General features: G+C 39.8%; 12 protein-coding genes. 8 read left to right on the top strand and 4 right to left on the bottom strand.

Features of this window, described 5'->3' with window-relative positions; translation table 11 throughout:
* Nucleotides 1–275: 275 nt before the first annotated feature.
* Nucleotides 276–7,583, bottom strand: coding sequence for a T9SS type B sorting domain-containing protein (locus tag AABK36_RS04240; RefSeq protein ID WP_309937793.1), 7,308 nt, complete (start codon nt 7,581–7,583; stop codon nt 276–278).
* A gap of 239 nt (nt 7,584–7,822) precedes the next feature.
* On the opposite strand from AABK36_RS04240, the gene AABK36_RS04235 reads away from it, so the two are divergent.
* Complete coding sequence (locus tag AABK36_RS04235) at nt 7,823–8,161, top strand: T9SS type A sorting domain-containing protein (protein ID WP_309937791.1); 339 nt, start codon at nt 7,823–7,825, stop codon at nt 8,159–8,161.
* Nucleotides 8,162–8,171: 10 nt separating this feature from the next.
* Here AABK36_RS04235 and AABK36_RS04230 read toward each other — a convergent pair whose 3' ends face one another.
* Nucleotides 8,172–9,422 carry a serine hydrolase domain-containing protein gene (locus AABK36_RS04230; protein ID WP_309937790.1) on the bottom strand — a complete coding sequence of 417 codons (1,251 nt, stop codon included), beginning with the start codon at nt 9,420–9,422 and terminating at the stop codon, nt 8,172–8,174.
* Nucleotides 9,423–9,586: 164 nt separating this feature from the next.
* Here AABK36_RS04230 and AABK36_RS04225 point away from each other — a divergent pair, with 164 nt between their 5' ends.
* The 6 genes from AABK36_RS04225 to AABK36_RS04200 all read left to right on the top strand — a co-directional run bounded on the left by AABK36_RS04225 (nt 9,587) and on the right by AABK36_RS04200 (nt 16,461).
* Entirely contained in the window at nt 9,587–10,174 is a 588-nt protein-coding gene (locus AABK36_RS04225) for a hypothetical protein (protein ID WP_309937789.1), read from the top strand.
* Nucleotides 10,175–10,349: 175 nt separating this feature from the next.
* Nucleotides 10,350–11,471 carry a prolipoprotein diacylglyceryl transferase gene (locus AABK36_RS04220; RefSeq protein WP_309937788.1) on the top strand — a complete coding sequence of 374 codons (1,122 nt, stop codon included), beginning with the start codon at nt 10,350–10,352 and terminating at the stop codon, nt 11,469–11,471.
* 56 nt (nt 11,472–11,527) lie between these two features.
* Entirely contained in the window at nt 11,528–12,922 is a 1,395-nt protein-coding gene (locus tag AABK36_RS04215) for a BamA/TamA family outer membrane protein (protein WP_309937787.1), read from the top strand.
* Between the two features lie 115 nt (nt 12,923–13,037).
* Nucleotides 13,038–15,266, top strand: coding sequence for a S46 family peptidase (locus AABK36_RS04210; protein WP_309937785.1), 2,229 nt, complete (start codon nt 13,038–13,040; stop codon nt 15,264–15,266).
* Between the two features lie 196 nt (nt 15,267–15,462).
* A complete protein-coding gene (locus AABK36_RS04205; RefSeq protein ID WP_309937784.1) occupies nt 15,463–15,972 on the top strand; it encodes an HPP family protein in 510 nt (169 codons plus the stop codon).
* 30 nt (nt 15,973–16,002) lie between these two features.
* Nucleotides 16,003–16,461 (top strand): DinB family protein, encoded by a 459-nt coding sequence (locus AABK36_RS04200; RefSeq protein WP_309937783.1) that lies wholly within the window; start codon nt 16,003–16,005, stop codon nt 16,459–16,461.
* 57 nt (nt 16,462–16,518) lie between these two features.
* On the opposite strand, the gene AABK36_RS04195 is transcribed toward AABK36_RS04200, so the two are convergent.
* Together AABK36_RS04195 and AABK36_RS04190 are read right to left on the bottom strand one after the other, a co-directional pair.
* A complete protein-coding gene (locus AABK36_RS04195) occupies nt 16,519–18,888 on the bottom strand; it encodes a ribonucleoside-diphosphate reductase subunit alpha (RefSeq protein WP_309937782.1) in 2,370 nt (789 codons plus the stop codon).
* Between the two features lie 132 nt (nt 18,889–19,020).
* Nucleotides 19,021–20,016 (bottom strand): ribonucleotide-diphosphate reductase subunit beta, encoded by a 996-nt coding sequence (locus tag AABK36_RS04190; RefSeq protein WP_309937781.1) that lies wholly within the window; start codon nt 20,014–20,016, stop codon nt 19,021–19,023.
* Between the two features lie 588 nt (nt 20,017–20,604).
* Between AABK36_RS04190 and AABK36_RS04185 the strand changes: the two genes are divergently transcribed.
* Complete coding sequence (locus AABK36_RS04185; protein ID WP_309937780.1) at nt 20,605–21,480, top strand: MBL fold metallo-hydrolase; 876 nt, start codon at nt 20,605–20,607, stop codon at nt 21,478–21,480.
* The last annotated feature ends 31 nt before the right edge of the window (nt 21,481–21,511 follow it).

Here is a 21,511-nt window from a genome sequence, read left to right as displayed (position 1 = left end):
AAAAAATTAGAATAATTTAATTATAAGATTAAAAAAACAATAAAAAGCACACACTCAAGGTAATCACCTGCAAAAATCATGCAATCAATACATTCAAAAGATCAAACATCAATATTGCAATGAAAAAATATTTATAAAAAGTAATATTTACCCAATTAGTCGCAAAAAACTACGCTTTATAAGCTCAATATCGGCTAATCTATAGTCCTCTTGTCCTTAAACAAAAATGCCGCTCTCCTAAGAAAGCGGCATGATCATCTATCGAAAGACAGCGGCTATTCCGCAATGTAGATATAGCCGGTGATATTATTTTTGCCTTCAGTCTCCGGATACTCGAATATGTAGAAGTAAGTACCCTTCGGCAATCTAAAGTCCTGACCCACCGTCAGCGAGTTCGCATAGCCGTTGAAGGTGTTACGGTAATTCTCCTGCTCATAAACCAAGTTGCCCCAGCGGTTATATACCCTCAACCTGTTCTGAGGGTAAGCGCCAATTCCCTTGATCTTGAAGTAGTCATTCACTCCGTCGCCATTTGGCGTGATGATGTTATGAGAACCCAACTCCTGAGGCTCGATGTAAATCCTTACATCCGCCTGATCGCACTGAACATCCAATGGCTCATCATCGCAAACGCTGTATCTAAGCTCATCCTCTCTTGCAAACTCCTCATGCGTGATGTAGTAAATGCAACCTCCCTCAACCCAAGCAACGCCATACAAAGGCTGCTTCTCGATCACTACAGAAGAAGCGTCAAGCTTATCCTCTGGATCCATGTCATTGTCCAAAACACAGATCATCACCGTGTCTCCTGTCACTGTATAAGCCTCGTCATCCTCAGCTACTGGTGGCAAATTGATACGCTGGAAATTAACAGAGTCAATAGCCTCGCAACCAAACTTGTCGATCACCTTAAGCTGATAATCAATAACTCCCAAGAAATTAGCCACCGGCTCCCTGATATCATTTTGACTCAAGCCCAAATCCGGAGACCATTCGTATCGTGGCTCCTCCGCATCTACAAATACTTCAAACGCCTCCTCATTGTCAATACTATAACTAACTATTAACGTATCTGGATCGATAAACACCTCAGGCATCGCAAACTCTCTGAACACAAGCGTATCGTCAATGACATTGCCGTAAATATCCGTAAGCTCCAGCACATAAACGCCACTTTCGTCACGCTCGTCATCGCCTCCCAATGTCAATTCGTAATCCGATATCGGACGACTGTCACTCTCTTTCAACAACTCTCCATCACTGCTGACATCGTCTCCTGCAGGCCAATACAACCACCTATAAGCCCCGACCTTATTCTCATATTCAATCTCAGGCGTATAAACCACTTCCTCGCAAGCACCAATGCTATCTGTATTCGGTAAATCTATCGCGATCTCATCCTGATCAAAATAAACCCTTACCTGATCAGTAGACTCACAGCCATAAGCGTCTGTCACTCTCACATCAAACACTCTTTCGCTCACGCCATCCTCAGGCTGAGGATAATACGCTCCATCTATAAAGCGAACCAAACTTGAAGGTTCCCAAGTCACTTGGCCATCCACCGGAACATAGCTGGCCCCATGATCCTCAAAACTCAAGGTACTGTTCGCAAAATGACCGCTGATCGTAAAATCATTTCCTCCATGGGCTATGACAGTTGTCGTGTCGCGATAAACCTGAACCGAGTCATACTTCATATGCCCGTATCTATCTCGAACAACAAACATATAATAACCCAAATCCGCGATTTTGTCATCCACCGGCAAGTTCAAAGAAATGGACACCGTAACTTGATCGCCACTCACCTCTTGACTCACGCTCGAAAGATCCAAATAATTCGAATAAGTCGGAACTGGCTCCCAAACAGCCTCATCTATCATGCTGTCGCCATGTTCATCCAACAGTTCGGTATAAGTGCCGCGCAAAACATAATCCGTCTCGCAATTGCCTATTGTGATAATTCCATTCTCCGCCTCTTCAATCTCTGGCTTTTCTATTTCCCTAAAATCAACATGAACACGAACAGTCGATTCTGCCAAGCATCCATATCCATCCGTCACCGTCAACTCATAATCCTGATAATGTGGATGATCCGTTGCAGAGATCACCGGATTGGGAACAGGGTTCAAGCTATTCAAATCAAAGGTCTCCTCTCGATAGCTTCCCAACACGCTCCACTCATAAGCGATAGGTGTCTTGACGCCTGTCAACTCCAACTCAGGCTCCAAAGGCCTGTTATTCAAGACATGGCCGCTGATCGTCATATCCGGTATCGAGGTGATCGAAGGCGAAGCCGCCACATTAACCGTCCATTCGGTCGTGTCTGTCTGACCCCACATATCCTCGGCAATAAAACGATAATCGCTGGTAGAAAGAACATCCACGGTCAAATCAGCTCCATTAGCCAAAACAACCCCATTCTTATCTTCCCACCATGCCACAGCATTCGAACCGCTGAATTTGCCTTTCAATACGATACGCTCATTTGAAGGAGCGCACGAGCCTACCGAGTCAACACCGTTAAGAATCTCCGTCTCAGGTTGAGTCGTATCCAGATAGATGCGAATCGAATCTTCCTTCACGCAACCGTAAGTATCTGTAATCGAAAGCACAAAAGTCGTGTCCTGCGTAAAATCGGTATTGCCATGAGCATTGGGCACTGGATCCTCTATCGCATAATCATCAAGCAATGTAGTTCCCGGAGACCAAGCATAGCCTCCCACCAAATTGCTCCCCGTAGTCTGAATGCGAACATCAATCGCCTGAAGATTGTCAACATGCTTGCTGATCGTGAAAGGGTCCGGCATATAAATCGTAGGCTTTGCCTCGCGGTTGATCTTAACCGGCTCCTGTAGCTTGACAAGTCTGCCGTAGCGGTCTTCAACCACAAACATGTACTCTCCGTCTCTCACTCGAACCGAATCGGTCTCCACATAACCTCCCGAGATCAATTCCTTTGAGTCCGGATAATCTTCAACTATTTCTCCTCGATCAGGGTAAACCAACTCCCAACGCGTGTCAACCACCAGCCCGTCATAGATCTGATCGTACTTGGCATAACCGATAAGCACTGTAGTGCTCTCATCGCAATCGCCAACGATCTCAACATCAACATCGATCTCATAGTTCGACTCACGATCATCTATATTCACCAACACATCATCCGAAGCAACACAACCGTACTTGTCAACCGCGATCAATGTGTATGTGAACTGACTTTGGGCGTCTTTCATCGATTGACTTGGATTAGGAATAGGGTTCAATATGTTCGTGAAATTCAACGTGCCGTCATCAGGCGTCCATGAATATGTCAAAGGTTCCGCTCCTGAGACTGAACCATCCAAAGTGATGTTGATATTATCAACAAACTTGCTGATGCTTTTATCAGCGCCAGCGAATACCGATGGCTCAACATCTCGCTCAATAACAACGCTAAGCCTTTTTTCTGTCAAGGTAGCCTTATGCGTTATCAAAACCTCATACTCGCCGGGAACCATCTCATCTGCAATATGAACATCCGTGCTACCTACCAAATCCGAAGGTAATGGACCTCCGGAAAAAACAGACCATTCAAAAGTATAATCATTAGGATCATCACTGAACAAATCACCGCTACTGCTTCCCTGACCCAAAATCACATGAATCGTTGTATCAGCATAACAATGACCTATCAAAACACTATCGCCTTCCTTGATTTTACCTGTCAACTCGTCGTTTGTAACTTCTATAAGCACCGCATCTGTAGCCGTGCAACCATAACTATCCGTCACGGTCAATGTATATTCAGTATCAACAGAAGGGTTCGGAATCGGCTCCAACACGCTGGCATCATCCAAGCTGGCCGCAGGTGTCCATGAATACGACAAAGGAGACTCTCCGGAAGCCGTCGCGTGAATCGGAATGATGTTAGGATAAGCGCTGGTGATCTTAAAATCGCCTCCGGCATCCGCTACAGGCTCTAAGGCTTTAACAACTTGTACCTGAGCGGAATCCTTATTTCCATACTTATCAGTAACCGTATAAATATAAATGCCTTCACTTATCTGAGCAACACCTAAACCATCAACATATTCATTACCTCTTGCAACTACCTGAACGGTATTACCGCTCCCTTGAACCTGACCTTTATAACCATCCTTCACTGTCCAGATTCCTGTCGCTTCTGTGCCAAAAGGCTTGCCTGTAACCGAAGGCAAACTTGAATCGCAAAAGCCAATCTCAATATCCGACCCTGCATCTGCTCCAACCTGCGTATTATCAATATAAACATCGACAACATCAGTCGCTACGCAGCCATACTTGTCCGTAACTGTCATTGTAAAAGTCAATGGGCCTGTAGTCCCGGCTGAAGGCGTCAAAGGAATAGGATCTTCAGAATTCGGAAACGCCAACTGGTCGCTAGGAGACCATTGTATACTCGTCTCAACACCAGAAGCCGTACCGTCCAAAGCAATCGTATTGAAACCGTAAGCGCTGATCGTTATGTCATCGCCGGCTTCAGCCACCGGAGCAATATCTTTTCTCACCTCAGCTTCTCCTATCGCAACATTGCCATACTCATCCTCAACCACAAACTCATAAATTCCAGGCGCGAAACTTTCCGTCGAATTCGTGCTCAATGTATCCGTAGTCCCTTTCTCTCGCCAGTGATAAGTAACATTTGTACCATTGGCAATACCGGTCAAAACACCTTCCGTCTCGCAATCGCCAATCAAATTAACATCCGTATTCACATCCGCTGTGGTCTCCGTAGCGTCTATGCGAACACGTACGGTATCTTCCACAGAGCAGCCGTATTGATCCCTAGCTGTGACCGTGTACAAAGTTTCCACGGACGGATTAGCAGTCGGCCGCATAATTGTCGCATCGTCCAGGCTAGAAGCCGGAACCCAGGAATACGTCAAGCCTTCTCCCGTTGAGGAAACATCAAACGCTCGCGTATTCGATATATATTCGCTGATATAAAAATCATCGCCGGCATCAACGCTTGGTAAGTCAGCGGCTTGATTCACCACGATTTCAGCCGTGTCGCGATTGCCGTAAACATCCTGAGCGATCAGCCAATAAGTCCCGGGACTGACAATCACACTGCTTGTATGAGGATCAACCAATTTGTCTTCCTGCAAACTACCCGCCTGTATGCTTCCAGACTGTCCCGTCGCAACCTGCCAAACCGCATTCGCGTCAGTGCCACTGAACGTCCCATGCACTCTTAGTTCGCTGTCGCAAGCTCCAATCGTTATCGCAGACCCTTCGACAATATCAGCGTCAACTTCCGTCTCGTCAACAGTGATCGTTACAACATCCGACACTACGCAATTGAAGCGATCCCGGACCGTCAGCGTGTAAGTCGTTGTCGTCGATGGATTTGGAACCGGATTGATAATCCCTGTATTGTCCAAGCCTGTCGAAGGACTCCAAACAACCGTTGAGCTGCTCAAGTCCACATTTCCCAGCTGAGGATTGATCGAACGGGTATTCAAAACATGCCTGCTGATCGAAAAGTCGTCGCCGGCATCTACATTCATAGATGGCGCTTGGATAATCGTTATCTCCGTGCTGTCGGAATTGCCGCTCACAAGATCGCGTGCCACAAAACGATAGCGGCCTTCAAGCACCAAGGCCTCAAGCGTGTCCGAATCACTCGAAACTTTGTCAAAAAGCGTCTCGTCCAAAATCGTTCCTGAGCCATTAAGCACTTTCCAGCTCATCTCCAGATTTTCCCCCTCAGCGATACCGCGAAGAGTTTTGGTGATCGCGCAGGAAGGAATCTCATCGCCATCAGCTTCGATCTTTACTTTTACTTCAGAAGCCACAACGCGCACTTGAACCGTATCTCGGGACAAACAACCATTCCCATCCTCTACTTCCAGAACATACTCCGTATCATCGGAAGGATTAGGTATTGGCGTCAAAAATGTAGGAAAATTCAAGCCTTCAGACGGACTCCAATGATAAGACATCGGATCAACGCCTGCTGCAGTCGCATTAAAGGGAGTGGTATTCAAAACTCCGCGAGTGATCACTTGATCATCTCCAGCGTAAACATCCGCGGGATGATGAATAGTAATGACACTTGGATCACCTAATTCGGGAGTCAAAATATTATCCGCTACAGCGTGATTATACGCAGGATGATTATTCATATTCAAGGTAGCCTGCAAACTGATCTCATTCCCTGAATAAGTGCTTGGAATTAAAATATCGACTTTAAATGTCAAATCAGCCACATAAGGCAAAGGATTAATCATCGCGTTGGTATTATCAGCAAAACTGCTCCCAACCAAGTCATTGGACCCGGAAGCCATCCAGCTTGGCTCCACATAATTAAAACTGCCGTCAGAGTTTTGAGTCTTGCTTTCATAAATATTCGAAGCGAAAACAGCTCCTCCAGGCAAACTCATCTCAAAAGGAACATTCTGTAAGTTTTCTCTCGTTCTATTGAACACTCTATAATCCACAGTGATTACGGTATCCTTATCCAAACATATTTCTCCGTCTAATGTGGATTGCTGTATTTCTATGCTATAAGCGCATGAACATCCATCATTTTGATTTGTAGGAGTACCTTGGCTTACATACGTTGCCTCTCCAGTTGTCGGATTTACTCGAAACAACGTAGTCTGGATGTTAGAACTAGTTACATCTCGATCAACACCATAAGCATAAAAATACCCATATTTCCAATAATTGGCTCCAGCTCCGCTGTAAAATCGATAATTGCCGTCAGTTAACACGCCAATCCTTTCCACAGCTTTAGTAGTCATATCAATTTTAATCAACTGGCTATACCCTGAAAACTTTGACCAACTATACAAATTTCCATCAACTGGATCTATTACAAAATCAGCCATATTCATTCCTGTGGATGGATAATTGTAAAAATCACTTCCATCAGGATTTTTTAAAGCATTTACAGCTCGTAAATTGTTAACGGGCAAGTTTGAAGAACTCAAATCATGAAGAGACAAGTCTATATAATAGACTTTTTTAGACCAATTAGAATTGAAATAATACTTCCCGTCAACGTCAATATCTCCTGCGATAAACCCACCTCCTTCATTCAACAAAGAATTAGTTGTTTGATCCCCTACAGGCTGGCCCACATATTCAATTTCATATGTATAATCATTTTCACTGACCGGATTTGCTACATTAGGAGTTCTTCCTATTCTAAAAACTTTTGCAGATCCAGCGTCCATGAAATAGATAAAACCATCTTTGACATTATACCCTATTGCATTAACCGTTATAACTCCACCTTTACCTAAATAATTAAGCTTAGACAAATCCGAAAGAGCCCCTGGGATTTCAACCAGTTCCAATCGACTTGTTCGAGTTGAAGGGTCGTAAATAGACTGAAAATAAAAAAGACCGTAATTCTTGCCTCCTCCACTAGAATTTTTGTTATATATCTGATACATAACATTTCCACACACAAATCCGCCAACTTCGGTGATATTAGAAGAACCTTTTGCGAATTGCAAAGGCAAAATGGATTGAAACAAGAGCCATGCAAATAAAAATATAAATTTAGCATGATTATTAATTATTTCTCGAATAGTAAAAATTTTGTTCATAGGCTATAGCTTAATATGGAGGAAAGTCAAATCAACATTTTATTATCTCAAGTATATACTCTATTTCAAAAAAAAGTAACCATATCCTTATGTAAATGTATAAACTCGGAAATAAATTAACAAATACTAAAATTGCATTTTTTTAACATAATTCACCAGCGATCAATATTTCATAAATAGTTAAAACAAAAATAAAAATAATTAATTTATTTTATATACATTTGATAAACCACAAGCCTATGAAGCAAATAAAGATACTTTTATTACCTGTAATGATATTATTATTCCACAAACTGTATTACAAAGACACTCCAACCAACTATAATATAATTCAAAATGAAAATAGTATTTGTATTTTTCCAAATCCAGCATCAAATATTATTAAACTAAAAAATCACACAGAAAATGAATTTTACACAATAACTATATTCAATCCGATAGGCAACGAAATCAAAAAATCAAAAATCAGCAACCGAGAGAACATGAATATCCAGAATTTAAAAAAAGGGAAATATATTGTCAGTATAAAAAATGATGAGAATAAAGTTCTCAAAGTTCAAAAACTTATTAAGCTTTAAATCTAGTATTTTACAAAGTCGTTAGTATTTTTCCGACAAACTTCTGATCATCGAAATGATTTACACCACTTAGCCCTAACCTTACGATACTCAGATTCATTTCAGGAATACAGTAAATCCTTTGCCCATTAAATCCTTGACAAATCCCCATACTCGGCAACTTTTTATAAGGTCTGAAAGATAGTTTTTTTAAACCGTTGCCATTTAGCCAAACTTGCGCTCCATATTGCCCCAATGGAACAGCTTCATAAGATGAAAACATAAAGTCAACCCAATTCTGATCAACCAATCTTTTATTTCCAAGTTGCCCTTTATTATTCAATGCAAGGCCAAGATGAGCCCATTCTCTAGCCGTAGCCCAAGCATAAGATGAAGCGACATAGGTCCCTTCTCTATCTTTTTCTAAAAAATAGGATTTCCAACCCATATTTTCCAAAAAAAGCCTTATATCGCTACCATACTTTTCATCGCCAAGTCGTCGTCTAAAAAACTCGCTCAATAAAACAGAATCTCCAGAAGAATAAACCCATTTACTCCCAGGTATACGCGCCAATTTGCGGCTCATTGCAAAAGAAGAACAAGATTCGGAATCCAAAAGCATTCTGGTAACATCTGACACTTTATCATACGATTCATCCCAATCCAAGCCTGATCTCATTTGCAAAAGATGCCTAAGGGTAATTCCTCTACGATCATCGTCTTTCCATTCCTCAAACAAGTCCGATTCATCAAGGTGAAAAACTTTCTGATCATGCCACATCCCATACAAAAAACCAAACAACGATTTTGTCATTGACCACCCCGGAAAAATTGATGTTTGATCAAACCGACTGGAATAACCTTCATAGACGATTTCTGAGCCTTTCAACACTAAGAGCGCTCTCGTATTTCTCCAATACTTACTGAACTCTTGTCCCAGCAATACATCCAATTTACTATAACTCTTATTTATTCCTTCATTAAGGACAAAAGAGCTCTGGCTAGCCTTTGAGACTTCAACGTGGGATTTCTTTGATTTAACTGCAGGACGATCCATTATTCCTCCATGCACATCGTCAAAATAAGCTTTTCTTTTCAGATATCCTTTCATAGACACCTCAACACTTCTTTCACTTGGGTCATAACTAGCTTCGCAATGTTTCAAAAAACTATTGTTCAAATCCATTCTAAAAACCTCATCCAAAGGCCTATGAGTAATGTAAAAAGTAGAACATAAATACTTAGCTACAAAAGCATTTGCTATTCTTATTTTTCGTCTCAAGTTTTTAAACAAAAAAGCTAACAGAATAATAAAGAGTATCAGAGCAGGCATAACAAGAAATTCAGATGTCTTGATTCAACCATTCCACATAAAATTTGTTGCAACAGCATCAATGAACATTAATTCCTTCAAAAAGTTATCAAACTGAACTATACCTCTGAATTATGAAAAAAAACAAATTATACCTTTTCGCTATATTAATTCTTCTAATGGCAAACGCTTGCCAATCAAATAAAAGCAAAAAGGAAAAAGTGGATGAAACCCCATTTCCTGCCACCAATGATATAGAAGCTATCGCTGAAACACCTTTCAATCTCAAAAGCCAATCAGGCCCGATAAAGTTCGTTAGCGGTATTCTTGCAGAATACAACAGTCATCAAGACGACAAATGGGTTACTGACAATATTTTCATACTCCGAGATAATCAAAGAAGCATTTATCTCATCCCTGCCAGCCAGTTTGATGTAAACCAGCTCAATCATGATTTTGAGGATGTCATAGTTTTAAAATTCGATGACGAAACTTCTGTGTACAAGAGGCTTCATCAATTCATTTACAGATCCGCTGATTCAGTGAAAACCTCCACCTATAGTATCTCCACACACTTAACCAACAAAGAAGGAGACCTTTATCAAGGAAACGTAAAATTTGTCAGCGATAATCAAACTCAAGACACAAGCTATCTGGATTTCAACGCTATTCAATTATACGACTTAGGAAACATTCCTGCCAAACATCATGGAGGAGAATAGCTTCAAATAATAATAAAATATCCTGTGAAGAGCTATGTAAGAGACACAAGCTCTTCATATCACTCCATTCATTGACAAAACTGAGTCTATTAAATTCAGCCTAGACTTGGTAAGTTTTAAAAGTATATGACTATCTTTAGGCGGTTTTAACAAAAGATTTTTTCTATTAATCGCCATGATCGATATACTCAACTACATTTTGTGGTATCCTTCTCCTGAGATTTTCCCCAACTCAGGAATCAACGTAAGATGGTACGGCCTACTCTTCGCTTCAGGCTTCATCATAGGGCAATACATCATCAATAAAATTTACCTCACTGAGGGAAAAACTGAAAAAGACGCCGAAAGACTTACAATATATGTTTTAGTATCCACTGTGATCGGGGCAAGACTAGGGCATGTTCTTTTTTACGAGCCTGACAAATATCTTGCTAACCCGATTGATATTCTGAAAATTTGGGAAGGAGGGCTAGCCAGCCATGGAGCTGCAATAGCAATCATTTTTGGTATTTGGCTATACTCGAAATACAATGTCAGACTTGGAAAAATTGGCATTAGGCTTGAAAAGCATCATCGAAAAGATTTATCTTTTCTTTGGGTAATCGACAGAGTTGTAATCTGTGTCGCGCTCGGTGGAGCACTTATTAGAACCGGCAATTTCGTCAATTCTGAGATCATCGGAAAACCAACGCATACGGACTCTGGTGTTGTTTTCGCCAGAGATGCGGTCGAAGCATTTGAATATGGCAATAAAAGCATTGAGAAGATCTCCTTTGAAAGACAAAAAGTAAGCTCGGGCGAAAACGTTGAAAATGGCGTTCCAATGACGCTAGAAATTGTTTTCAAAAAAGGAATCATTGATGAAAGCAGTATAAAAGCCTACGCGCTTGGTCCATTAAGCAACTATCTCAAAAACTCGAAATACGTAACAGAGCATGTCTATATCCCTAAGGATTCCACGTTAAACTTCAAACTTTCAACCCAAAGAAATATCACGACGCTTACCGCTGATGTCATAGGAATACCAAGGTACCCTGCTCAGCTTTTTGAAGCGCTTTCGTGTATTGTCATGTTTATCATTCTTTTGGCTATTTGGATCAAAAAGAAACAAGATACTCCAAGAGGATTGCTGTTGGGAATTTTCCTAATCATCATATTCGGACTAAGATTCGTTTATGAATTCTATAAGGAAAACCAAGTGGATTTCGAGGCTGATATTCCTCTTAATATGGGACAATGGCTAAGTATTCCGCTAGTTATTGCTGGACTGATCTTTATATTCAGAGCTAAAAAATAACATTTTCGAAAGTTTAAAATTAAGAGAGAAGGCGGTGCTTTCTCTTTTTTATTTCTATGAAATACTCGATACTCTTCTTCTCTTTTCTTTGCCTTTGCATTACTTTCTATTCTCATGGACAAAGCCTTGAAGACTCGACAACTATTGACCAAATCATCATACTTGGCAATAGAAAAACCAAACCCCAAGTCATTCTTAATGAACTAGGGATAAAGAAAGGTCAAAAGATACCCAACAGCGCCATGGAAAAAAGCTTGGAGACGGCAAGTAAAAGGCTTATCAATACCCAACTATTCCAATCCGCAAGTATCATGGAAGATCCTTTGAGTCCGGGTGTCTCGGATTTAATCATTCGAGTAAAAGAAAGGTGGTATATTTATCCCTTGCCTATCTTTTCGCTGGGTGATAGAAACTTCAACGACTGGATTGAAAATCAAGGAGCGAGTTTTCAACGTGTAAATTTCGGGCTGAATCTTAGACATCAAAATTTTAGAGGTTATAACGAAAAAGTAAACTTGATCCTCCAATTTGGCTTTACACATCGCTACAAGCTTAGCTATTACAAACCATACCTTAATAAAAAAGGAAATCTAAGCTTGGATACAGATATTGAATATCAAAATCGAAGAAATATAGCCTATCAAACTGTTGACAGAAGACAAGTATTCATCGAGGGAGAAAACAGAAGGCTGCTTCAATCATTCAAAGCCAGCGTTGGATTGAATCTTAGAAAGGATCTCGACACAAAGCACGGGGTTTATATATTTGGAGAGCATGTCCAAGTTCAAGACACTATCATTTCATTGAACCCTAATTTCTTAAGCGGTAATAATCGGCAGATGAAATATTTTGGCATCAACTACAACTTTCAAAAAGATAAAAGAGACATCCGGTACTATCCAATATCAGGATATTTTCTATTGCTCTCCGCTTCGCAATCTGGAATAGGCATTTTCAATGAATTGAGCCAGACAGAAATATCAGGACAATTAAAAAAGTATTTCAAAATCAATCAATCATACTCTTACAGCTTCGAGCTCGGAGGCTATTACACATTCCAGCATGACCAACCTTATTACTTAAGAAAGGGAATTGGTTTCAATCCACTCATCATGAGAGGCTTTGAAAAATATGTAGTCCAGGGACCAACACAAGCTCTCTTGAAAAACGACTTTCGTTGGCTCTTGTTAAGCAAATCGTTCCAACAAGACTATGTTGACTTATATGAATTTGAAGACTTTTTCTTTGATTTATATTTCAAAATAATTTTTGATGTTGGTTATGTTCAAGCTTTCGAAGGAGAAAAAAGCGACCTTAACGACAAAATTCTCTACAGCGGAGGAGTTGGAGTAGACTTTGTTACTTGGTATGATATCGTCATAGGAACAGCTGTCACTTACAACTCTCTGTCCGAATTTAACTGGAGTCTTAATGTCAAAGCCAGTTTTTAAGTAAAAAAAACGTCCATTTAAGCATTTTTATTTCCACTTATCACATCATCAAAACATTTCTTTTTCAAATAACTTAAATTGTTGAAAACTTAATTAATCATTTAACCAAATTATAATGATCAAAAAAATACTAACGCTTTTCATGCTTGCTATGGTTAGCTTCTCTTCATTCGCTGATGAAGGAATGTGGCTTCCTATACATGTGGAAAGGCTGTATAATAAAGACTTAAAAAAGCTAGGGCTTAAATTATCTCCAGAAGAAATTTATAGCGTAAATCACTCAAGCCTCAAAGACGCGATTGTATCATTGGGAGGTTTCTGCACAGGAGAAATTATTTCCGAAGAAGGCCTTATGCTGACAAACCACCATTGCGCTTTTGGTTCTATCCAGCATCACAGTTCGGTGGAACATGATTACCTGACTGATGGTTTTTGGGCAAAATCCAAAAGCGATGAACTTCCAAATGAAGGTTTGTATGCCAGATTTTTAGTTCGTATGGAAAATGTTACTCATAAGATTCTTGACAAAGTCAACAATCAAATGTCTGAAGACGAGCGAGCTGGCATAATTTCAGAAGAAATGAAAAAGCTTACGGACGAAGCTACCGAAGGAACTCATTATGACGCTCAAGTTAAGCCTTTTCTTGAGGGAAATGAATACTACCTTTTTGTATACGAGACATACAATGATGTTAGACTTGTGGGCGCCCCCCCTTCATCCATAGGCAAATTCGGAGGCGACACCGACAATTGGCAATGGCCTAGACATACGGGAGACTTTTCATTATTCAGAGTGTATATGAGCCCGGACGGGAAGCCTGCAGAATACTCTCCGGACAATATTCCGCTTAAGCCTAAACATCACCTGCCAATTTCATTGAAAGGTGTGCATGAAGGGGATTTCGCCATGATCATGGGCTTTCCCGGAAGCACTGACAGATATTTAAGTTCTTACGGCATTCAGCTTGCTCTTGACGTTTCGAATAAAACCATGATTGAAATCCTTCAGACGGAGTTGGAAACATGGAAAAAACATATGAATGCGGACCCTGAAGTTCGAATCAAATATGCTTCAAAATACGCCAGCTTAAGCAATTACTGGAAATACTTGATCGGACAAACAAAAGGCCTCAAAAGACTGAACGTGCATCAAAAGAAAGAACATCTGGAAAAAGATTTCAGAAACTGGTACAATGCCAAACCTTCCAGAGAAGCAGAGTACGGGCAAACACTTGAAGACATCAAAGTTGCTTACGACACCCTCAGAAAATATCAAGTTCCTTTTTCTTTCGCTAGATTCATGCCTAGGCTTATGGGCATTGTTGGCAATGCGTCTCAATACAAAGGGCTCAATGACATGCTCAACAAAGACTCTATTGACAATCAAGCTATAGCTGCGGTTTGCAAAGAGCTTAAAGTGGAAGCAATGGAGTACTTCAAAAATTATGATGCTAAAACCGATGAGGCTGCATTTGTAAACCTTGCGGAATTATATAGCAGGCGTGTAAAACCTGAGTACACACCTGATTTCTTTGTTGCCGTAAAAGAAGAATGGCCTGAAAAGAAAAACAGAAAAGATTTTGAGAAACTTGGCAAAGAAATATATGCCAACTCAATATTCTGCTCGGAAGAAAAACTTCAAAAGTTCTTGGACAATCCTGAAAAAGGCGTCATTTCGGGAGACCCCGCTTTTATTGTTTTTGAAGAATTATTAAGTACAGTAATGAAACTTGCTCCGTCATACCAAATGACTACAGCAACGCTTGAAAAAAGCAATAGAGTATTTTTGAAAGGTCTTATGGAAATGAATCCTGAAAAAGATTTCTACTCCAATGCCAACTCAACGATGAGATTCACTTACGGAACAGTAGGTTCATATGACCCTGCTGACGCTATTCATTACGATTATATCACGACACTGAAAGGTGTCATCGAAAAAGAAGACGCTTCAAACCCTGAATTTGTCGTTCCTCCTAAACTTAAAGAGCTTTACGAGAAAAAAGATTACGGCATTTATGCGGATAAAAACGGCACTATGCCAATCGCCTTTCTAAGCAATAATGACATTACAGGTGGCAATTCAGGCTCTCCTGTTATCAATGGAGATGGCGAACTAATAGGAACTGCATTTGACGGCAACTGGGAAGCAATGAGCGGAGACATCGCATTCGAACCTGAGTTGCAAAGAACGATTAGTGTTGACATCAGATACACGCTATTCATAATAGACAAATTTGCCGGAGCTGGTTATTTGATAGATGAGATGACATTAGTCACTGCCGATTCGCATGAAAAAGAATCAAAAAACGGTAAAAAGAAAAAGAAGAAGAAACACAAAAAATAATTAATAGGGTTTACCCCTTTCTTAATCAAAAGGTCGTGATAGCTAATCACGACCTTTTTTTGTTTTATACTGAATGTCCTTTAAAAAATAAATAACTTTTTAAAGAATAATAAAAACGAACAGAACGTTCTGTTTTTAAATTTATTTATATAACTTCAATATAAATTAGGCAACTATCTTAACCATAATAGTCGATATGAAAAATTACTTAGCAAAATTCGTCACTACAGAAAAGAGCCCAAATCCATTAAGTTTCAACATATCCCTATTCTCCGGCATCGGAGGATTCATAGCCATAGCAACAGTGGCTTTCATAACTGCCAACTCAAACATTCCTCTCATCATGGCTCCATTTGGCGCAACTTGCGTTCTTGCTTTTGGAGTACCTGACAGTCCTTTAGCTCAACCCCGCAATATTATTGGCGGACACTTAATATCCACACTTATTGGCTTGATTTGCTTATATCTCTTTGGGAACGAATGGTATTCATTGGCTATTGGAGTTGGAGCGGCTATCGCTATTATGCAATTAAGCGGAACAACCCACCCGCCCGCGGGAGCGGATCCATTGCTTGTCATTATGGGAGGTTGCACATGGGAATTCATAATAAACCCTGTCTTCTCCGGAGCGATAATAATAACAGCAATCGCATGCCTATTCAACAACATGGATAAGGTCCGAAAATACCCCAAATACTGGATTTAAAAATAATCTCAATCATTAAACATCTCAACAATGCAAAACGCCAACATAAAAATTTGGAAAACAAACAGGAAGAACCTTATTAATAACCTTGAGGATCTCACAGTCAAAGAACTGAATCATACACCAAAAGGATTCAACAACAATATCATATGGAATGTCGGACATGCTTTAGTCTCTCAGCAAGCTTTAATCTACAGTACTTCAAACCTTCCAATGCATATATCCAACGAACTTTTCAACTTGTTCAAATCAGGAACAAAACCTGAGTCGGAACTCAATGCTAAAGACATAGCACTCATCAAGTTCAAACTCACAGAAACCATGGAAATCACTGAAAAAGACCTAGGTTCTAATATTTTCAAGAATTTCAAATCTAAAACTACCCGAACTGGATTCCACTTAGGGTCATTGGATGATGCAATCTCTTTTAATAATTATCACGAAGGAATACATTATGGACTAATCATGAGTATTCGGAAATTCATATAAACAAAAAAAGCCTTGCGATTAACGCAAGGCTTAAACTAATCTTACTGAATTAACTAATTATCCGCTGCATGCGATGCAATCATCCGGATTGTCCAAAGAGCAAGCCATATCCGCTTGATTTTGCTCCTCAGTATTTGTTGGTATTTTATCGTTTACAGCCGCTTTATCCACTGTGAATTTGATAGCGTCAGCAGCTGCTTTTGTTCTCAAGTAGTACATTCCTGTCTTCAAACCTGCTTTCCATGCATAAAAGTGCATCGAAGTTAGTTTCCCAAAATTAGGGTCTTTCATATGAACATTAAGGCTCTGACTTTGGCAAATATAAGCCCCTCTATCCGCGGCCATTTCCAAAATACTCTTCTGAGAAATCTCCCAAACAGTTCTGTAGATTTCCTTCAAGTTTTCAGGAATACCCGAAATGTGTTGTATAGAGCCATTTGCTTCCAACAACTTATGCCTCATTTGCTCATTCCAAACTCCGGCTTCTATCAAGTCTTTCAGCAAATGCTTATTCACAACGATAAACTCGCCGCTTAGAGTTCTTCTTGTATAAATATTGGATGTGTAAGGCTCAAAGCACTCATTGTTTCCTAATATTTGCGAAGTCGAAGCTGTCGGCATTGGCGCAACCAATAATGAATTTCTAACTCCATGCTTAATAACTTCGCTTTTCAACTCATCCCAATTCCATCTTCCCGAATCAGGCGTTACCCCCCACATGTCAAACTGGAAAATTCCTTTCGACGTAGGCGAGCCCTCATAAGTTTCGTATGTGCCCTGCTCTTGAGCCAATTCCTTGGAAGCAGTCATCGCTCCAAAGTACATCGTCTCAAATATCTCTTTATTCAGTTGCTTAGCTTCAGGCGAGTCAAAAGGCATTCTCAACATGATGAACACATCCGCCAAACCTTGCACTCCCAAACCAATCGGACGATGTCTTTTATTCGACTTTTCAGCCTCCGCAACAGGGTAATAATTGACATCAATAATCTTATTCAAGTTGCGAGTAACAACTTTAGTAACCTCATAAAGCTTTTGGTGATCAAACCTGCCATTCTCGTCAACAAACTTAGGCAATGCCAATGAAGCCAAGTTACAAACCGCAACTTCATCAGGGGCAGTATATTCAATGATCTCGCAACAAAGGTTCGATGACCTGATTGTTCCTAGATTTTGCTGGTTGGACTTGCTATTGGCATGGTCCTTATAAAGCATATAAGGCGTGCCTGTTTCAATCTGCGACTCTAATATTTTAAACCAAAGGTCTTGAGCTTTCACTACTTTTCTAGCTCTGCCTTCTCTTTCGTACTTTTCGTAAAGTTTTTCAAACTCTTCGCCATGAACATCGCAAAGGTTTTTCGTTTCATTAGGACAGAACAAAGACCACTCTTCGTTGTCCTGCACCCTTTTCATGAACAAGTCTGGAATCCATAGTGCGTAGAATAAATCCCTAGCTCTTAACTCTTCCTTACCATGATTCTTTTTCAGGTCAAGAAATTCGAACACATCCGCATGCCAAGGCTCTAGATACATAGCGAAGCTTCCTTTTCTCTTTCCTCCACCTTGATCAACATAACGAGCTGTCATGTCAAAATTTCTCAACATCGGCACAATACCATTCGAGACTCCATTTGTACCCTTGATATACGAACCTTTAGCTCTCACATTATGTATGCTCAAACCAATTCCACCTGCTGACTGGGATATTTTAGCGCACTGCTTCAACGTATCATAAATACCATCGATGCTGTCATCCTTCATTGTCAATAGAAAACAACTGCTTAACTGCGGTTTTGGAGTACCTGCATTGAAGAGAGTAGGCGTAGCATGCGTGAACCATTTCTCAGAGAGCAAATTATATGTCTCTACCGCAGACTCAATATCCTCACCGTGAATTCCCACAGCGACCCTCATCAACATATGTTGAGGTCTTTCGACTACTTTGCCATCAAGTTTCAGCAAGTAAGATCTTTCCAATGTTTTGAACCCAAAGTAATCATAGCTAAAATCACGATCATAGATAATACTGGAATCCAAAGTAGCTGCATTTTCTTTCACTACTTTATACGTTTCCTTTGATATCAATGGCGCGTTTTCACCTGTTTTAGGATCCACATAAGTGTAAAGCCTTTTCATTGTATTTGAAAATGACTTGCTGGTCACCTTATGAAGGTTTGACACTGCTATACGAGCCGCCAATTTAGCAAAATCAGGATGTATCGTCGTCATTGACGCTGCTGTTTCAGCCGCCAAATTATCCAATTCGATAGTTGTAACACCATCGTAAATCCCTGTAATCACTTTTTTAGCAACATCCAAAGGATCCACAAAATCAGTGTTCAAGCCATAGCATAGTTTTTCTATGCGGGCAGTCACCTTATCAAATTTAACAGACTCGCGTCTGCCGTCTCTTTTAACTACAAACATTAATTAGAGCTATATGAAAATTATAGGAATAAAACTAGTTATCAAAAAATCCACGAATTTCGCATCCGCGGAATTTTTAAAGTTTGGTATATATCTTAGCCAATACCATGATCGGCATTATGTCATTATTTTCTAAAAATCCTCATCAAGAGAGAAACGAGGAGTATCAGCCGCATCATCGCTTTTCAGAACACCAGCTTTTTGGTATTCAGCAACTCTCTTTTCGAAGAAGTTTGTCTTTCCTTGCAAGGAAATCATATCCATAAAGTCGAATGGATTCGTAGCTCCAAATACTTTAGGGCAACCCAATTCGAACAACAATCTGTCAGCAACAAATTCGATATATTGACACATAAGGTCTGCGTTCATACCAATCAAGCTTACAGGAAGGGCATCAGACACAAACTCTTTTTCGATCGCAACAGCATCAGTGATGATCTTAACGATAGTCTGTTCAGGAACCTTGTTGGCAACATGATTATTATGCAAATGCACAGCGAAATCGCAATGCAATCCTTCATCTCTATTGATCAACTCGTTTGAGAATGTCAGTCCAGGCATTAACCCTCTTTTCTTCAACCAGAAAATTGAACAGAAACTACCTGAGAAGAAAATCCCCTCTACTGCCGCAAACGCGATCAATCTTTCTTGGAAATTGCCATTATCAATCCAAGTCAAAGCCCATTCCGCTTTTTTCTTCACGCACTCGATCGTCTCGACAGCATTAAACAAATAATCCTGCTGTTTTGGATCTTTCACATATGTGTCGATCAATAAAGAATATGTTTCCGAATGGATATTTTCCATAGCAATTTGAAAGCCATAGAAAAACTTCGCTTCCGTGTATTGAACCTCAGCGACAAAATGCTCTGCCAAGTTCTCATTAACTATACCATCACTAGCCGCGAAAAAGGCAAGTATATGTGAAATAAAATGGCGCTCGCCATCATTGAGCTTTTCCCAATCATCCAAATCTTGGCTCAAGTCTATCTCCTCTGCAGTCCAAAAACTCGCCTCTGCCTTCTTATAAAACTCCCAAATATCATCATGCTGAATCGGGAATAAAACAAACCTATCCTTGTTTTCCTGCAAGATTGGTTCATTAATGATCTGGTTTTCTGTGCTCATTTTTTTAATCCTTTCAATATATCAATCTTAAAAAACCGGGCTTTATTGTTCACCCATAAAGTCACGCTTTGCGATGACCTTGGTCATTTGTTCAAATAAAAATGCTAAATATTCATCAAGAAAACAACTAGCATAATTCATCGCCTCTTGCGCTTAATATGAACTTTTCAAGTTTTGCAAAATATGGCACAGCCGCAAAGCCACAAGATTGACATGCCCGAAAAGCTTTTGCAATATTCAATAGGTTTCTTGATTATGAAATTTCCGTTAATGTTATATTTTCAGATTTTTTCCTCAATTTTTCCAGCCTTCAATATTTGCAAATATTATTTTTTGAACATCAAAAAAAAAATATCAAATAATGGACAAAAAGCATTAGTTAGCTTAATAATTATTCCAATTCCATATTTTTTTCTTTTTCAACAGTCGAATTATTATTTCATGCAAAATTACCAAATCTTTAAAACCTGAATTATGATCAAAAGCTTACGCATTCCAAATTTCATCATAATTCAATTCTCACATTTTACGCCTGGCATTGTTCATAGGTCAAAGTATAATTCTCAATTACCATTAAACATCAAAACTATGGATAATAAATTCACAGATATTCATACGCAAGACTTTAAGTTCAATGATGGGTGGGGTAAAATCCATGCCATTTCTACCGGAACTGTTTCTGTAAAAGAAGCATTCAGAAGCACTAAAAAAAACCAATGGACCTCAAAATTGGAGTTTATACTTCAAAACAAATTCACTGCTCCTTTACCCATATGGGTATGGGTAATCGAACACCCTGAAGGCAAATTTGTCATTGACACAGGGGAAAACAGCAAAGTAAGCGAACCTGATTACTTTTCACAAGAGGGTATCCTGAAAGAGTGGATTAACAAAAATCAATTCAAATTCAATGTGAACAAGGATAGAGAACTACACAATCTATTGCCAAAGCTGAACATAGAGATTGATCATATTGACCAAGTGCTTCTTACTCATTTGCATTTGGATCATATAGACGGGTTGAAATTCTTTTCTAATCAAAAAGTTTTATTGAACAAAGAAGAATGGGAAAAGCCCTCCTTCGCATTGAAAAGCTTGCTTCCTGAAAATTTCAACCCTTCATTATTCGAAACCAATGAAAGCCACCTCGACTTCAAAAACACAAAAAGCATAACCAAAGCGAGAGATCTGCATTTTATACACACTCCCGGGCACACTTTCGGGCACTGCTCCATATTAGCCAGCAATGATCGTCACGACCATATCTTTTTTGGCGGAGATATGACATACACTTCTGATCAACTCAAATACAGTGAAATGTCAGGAGGACATATCGATTTTAAAAAGGCTCAAAACACCATAAAAACGGTCTCTGAATTCTGCAAAGCCAATAAAGCAATCTTCCTGCCTTCACATGATCCTTACGCAGGCCTTAGATTGCAAGAGAGGAATTACTTTAGTTAAATCAAAGTTACTCTAAATGAAACAGTGATTG

The organism is Aureibacter tunicatorum (genome assembly GCF_036492635.1).
In the GTDB taxonomy this organism is placed as follows: domain Bacteria; phylum Bacteroidota; class Bacteroidia; order Cytophagales; family Cyclobacteriaceae; genus Aureibacter; species Aureibacter tunicatorum.
Note: the sequence above shows the minus strand (reverse complement) of the source record. Positions and strands in the feature narration are given on the sequence as shown.

Bases quoted from the DNA above. Each gene is read 5' to 3' on its own strand.
- AABK36_RS04240 (WP_309937793.1), bottom strand. From the start codon at position 7,583: ATGAACAAAATTTTTACTATTCGAGAAATAATTAATAATCATGCTAAA.
- AABK36_RS04235 (WP_309937791.1), top strand. From the start codon at position 7,823: ATGAAGCAAATAAAGATACTTTTATTACCTGTAATGATATTATTATTC.
- AABK36_RS04225 (WP_309937789.1), top strand. From the start codon at position 9,587: ATGAAAAAAAACAAATTATACCTTTTCGCTATATTAATTCTTCTAATG.
- AABK36_RS04220 (WP_309937788.1), top strand. From the start codon at position 10,350: ATGATCGATATACTCAACTACATTTTGTGGTATCCTTCTCCTGAGATT.
- AABK36_RS04215 (WP_309937787.1), top strand. From the start codon at position 11,528: ATGAAATACTCGATACTCTTCTTCTCTTTTCTTTGCCTTTGCATTACT.
- AABK36_RS04210 (WP_309937785.1), top strand. From the start codon at position 13,038: ATGATCAAAAAAATACTAACGCTTTTCATGCTTGCTATGGTTAGCTTC.
- AABK36_RS04205 (WP_309937784.1), top strand. From the start codon at position 15,463: ATGAAAAATTACTTAGCAAAATTCGTCACTACAGAAAAGAGCCCAAAT.
- AABK36_RS04200 (WP_309937783.1), top strand. From the start codon at position 16,003: ATGCAAAACGCCAACATAAAAATTTGGAAAACAAACAGGAAGAACCTT.
- AABK36_RS04195 (WP_309937782.1), bottom strand. From the start codon at position 18,888: ATGTTTGTAGTTAAAAGAGACGGCAGACGCGAGTCTGTTAAATTTGAT.
- AABK36_RS04190 (WP_309937781.1), bottom strand. From the start codon at position 20,016: ATGAGCACAGAAAACCAGATCATTAATGAACCAATCTTGCAGGAAAAC.
- AABK36_RS04185 (WP_309937780.1), top strand. From the start codon at position 20,605: ATGGATAATAAATTCACAGATATTCATACGCAAGACTTTAAGTTCAAT.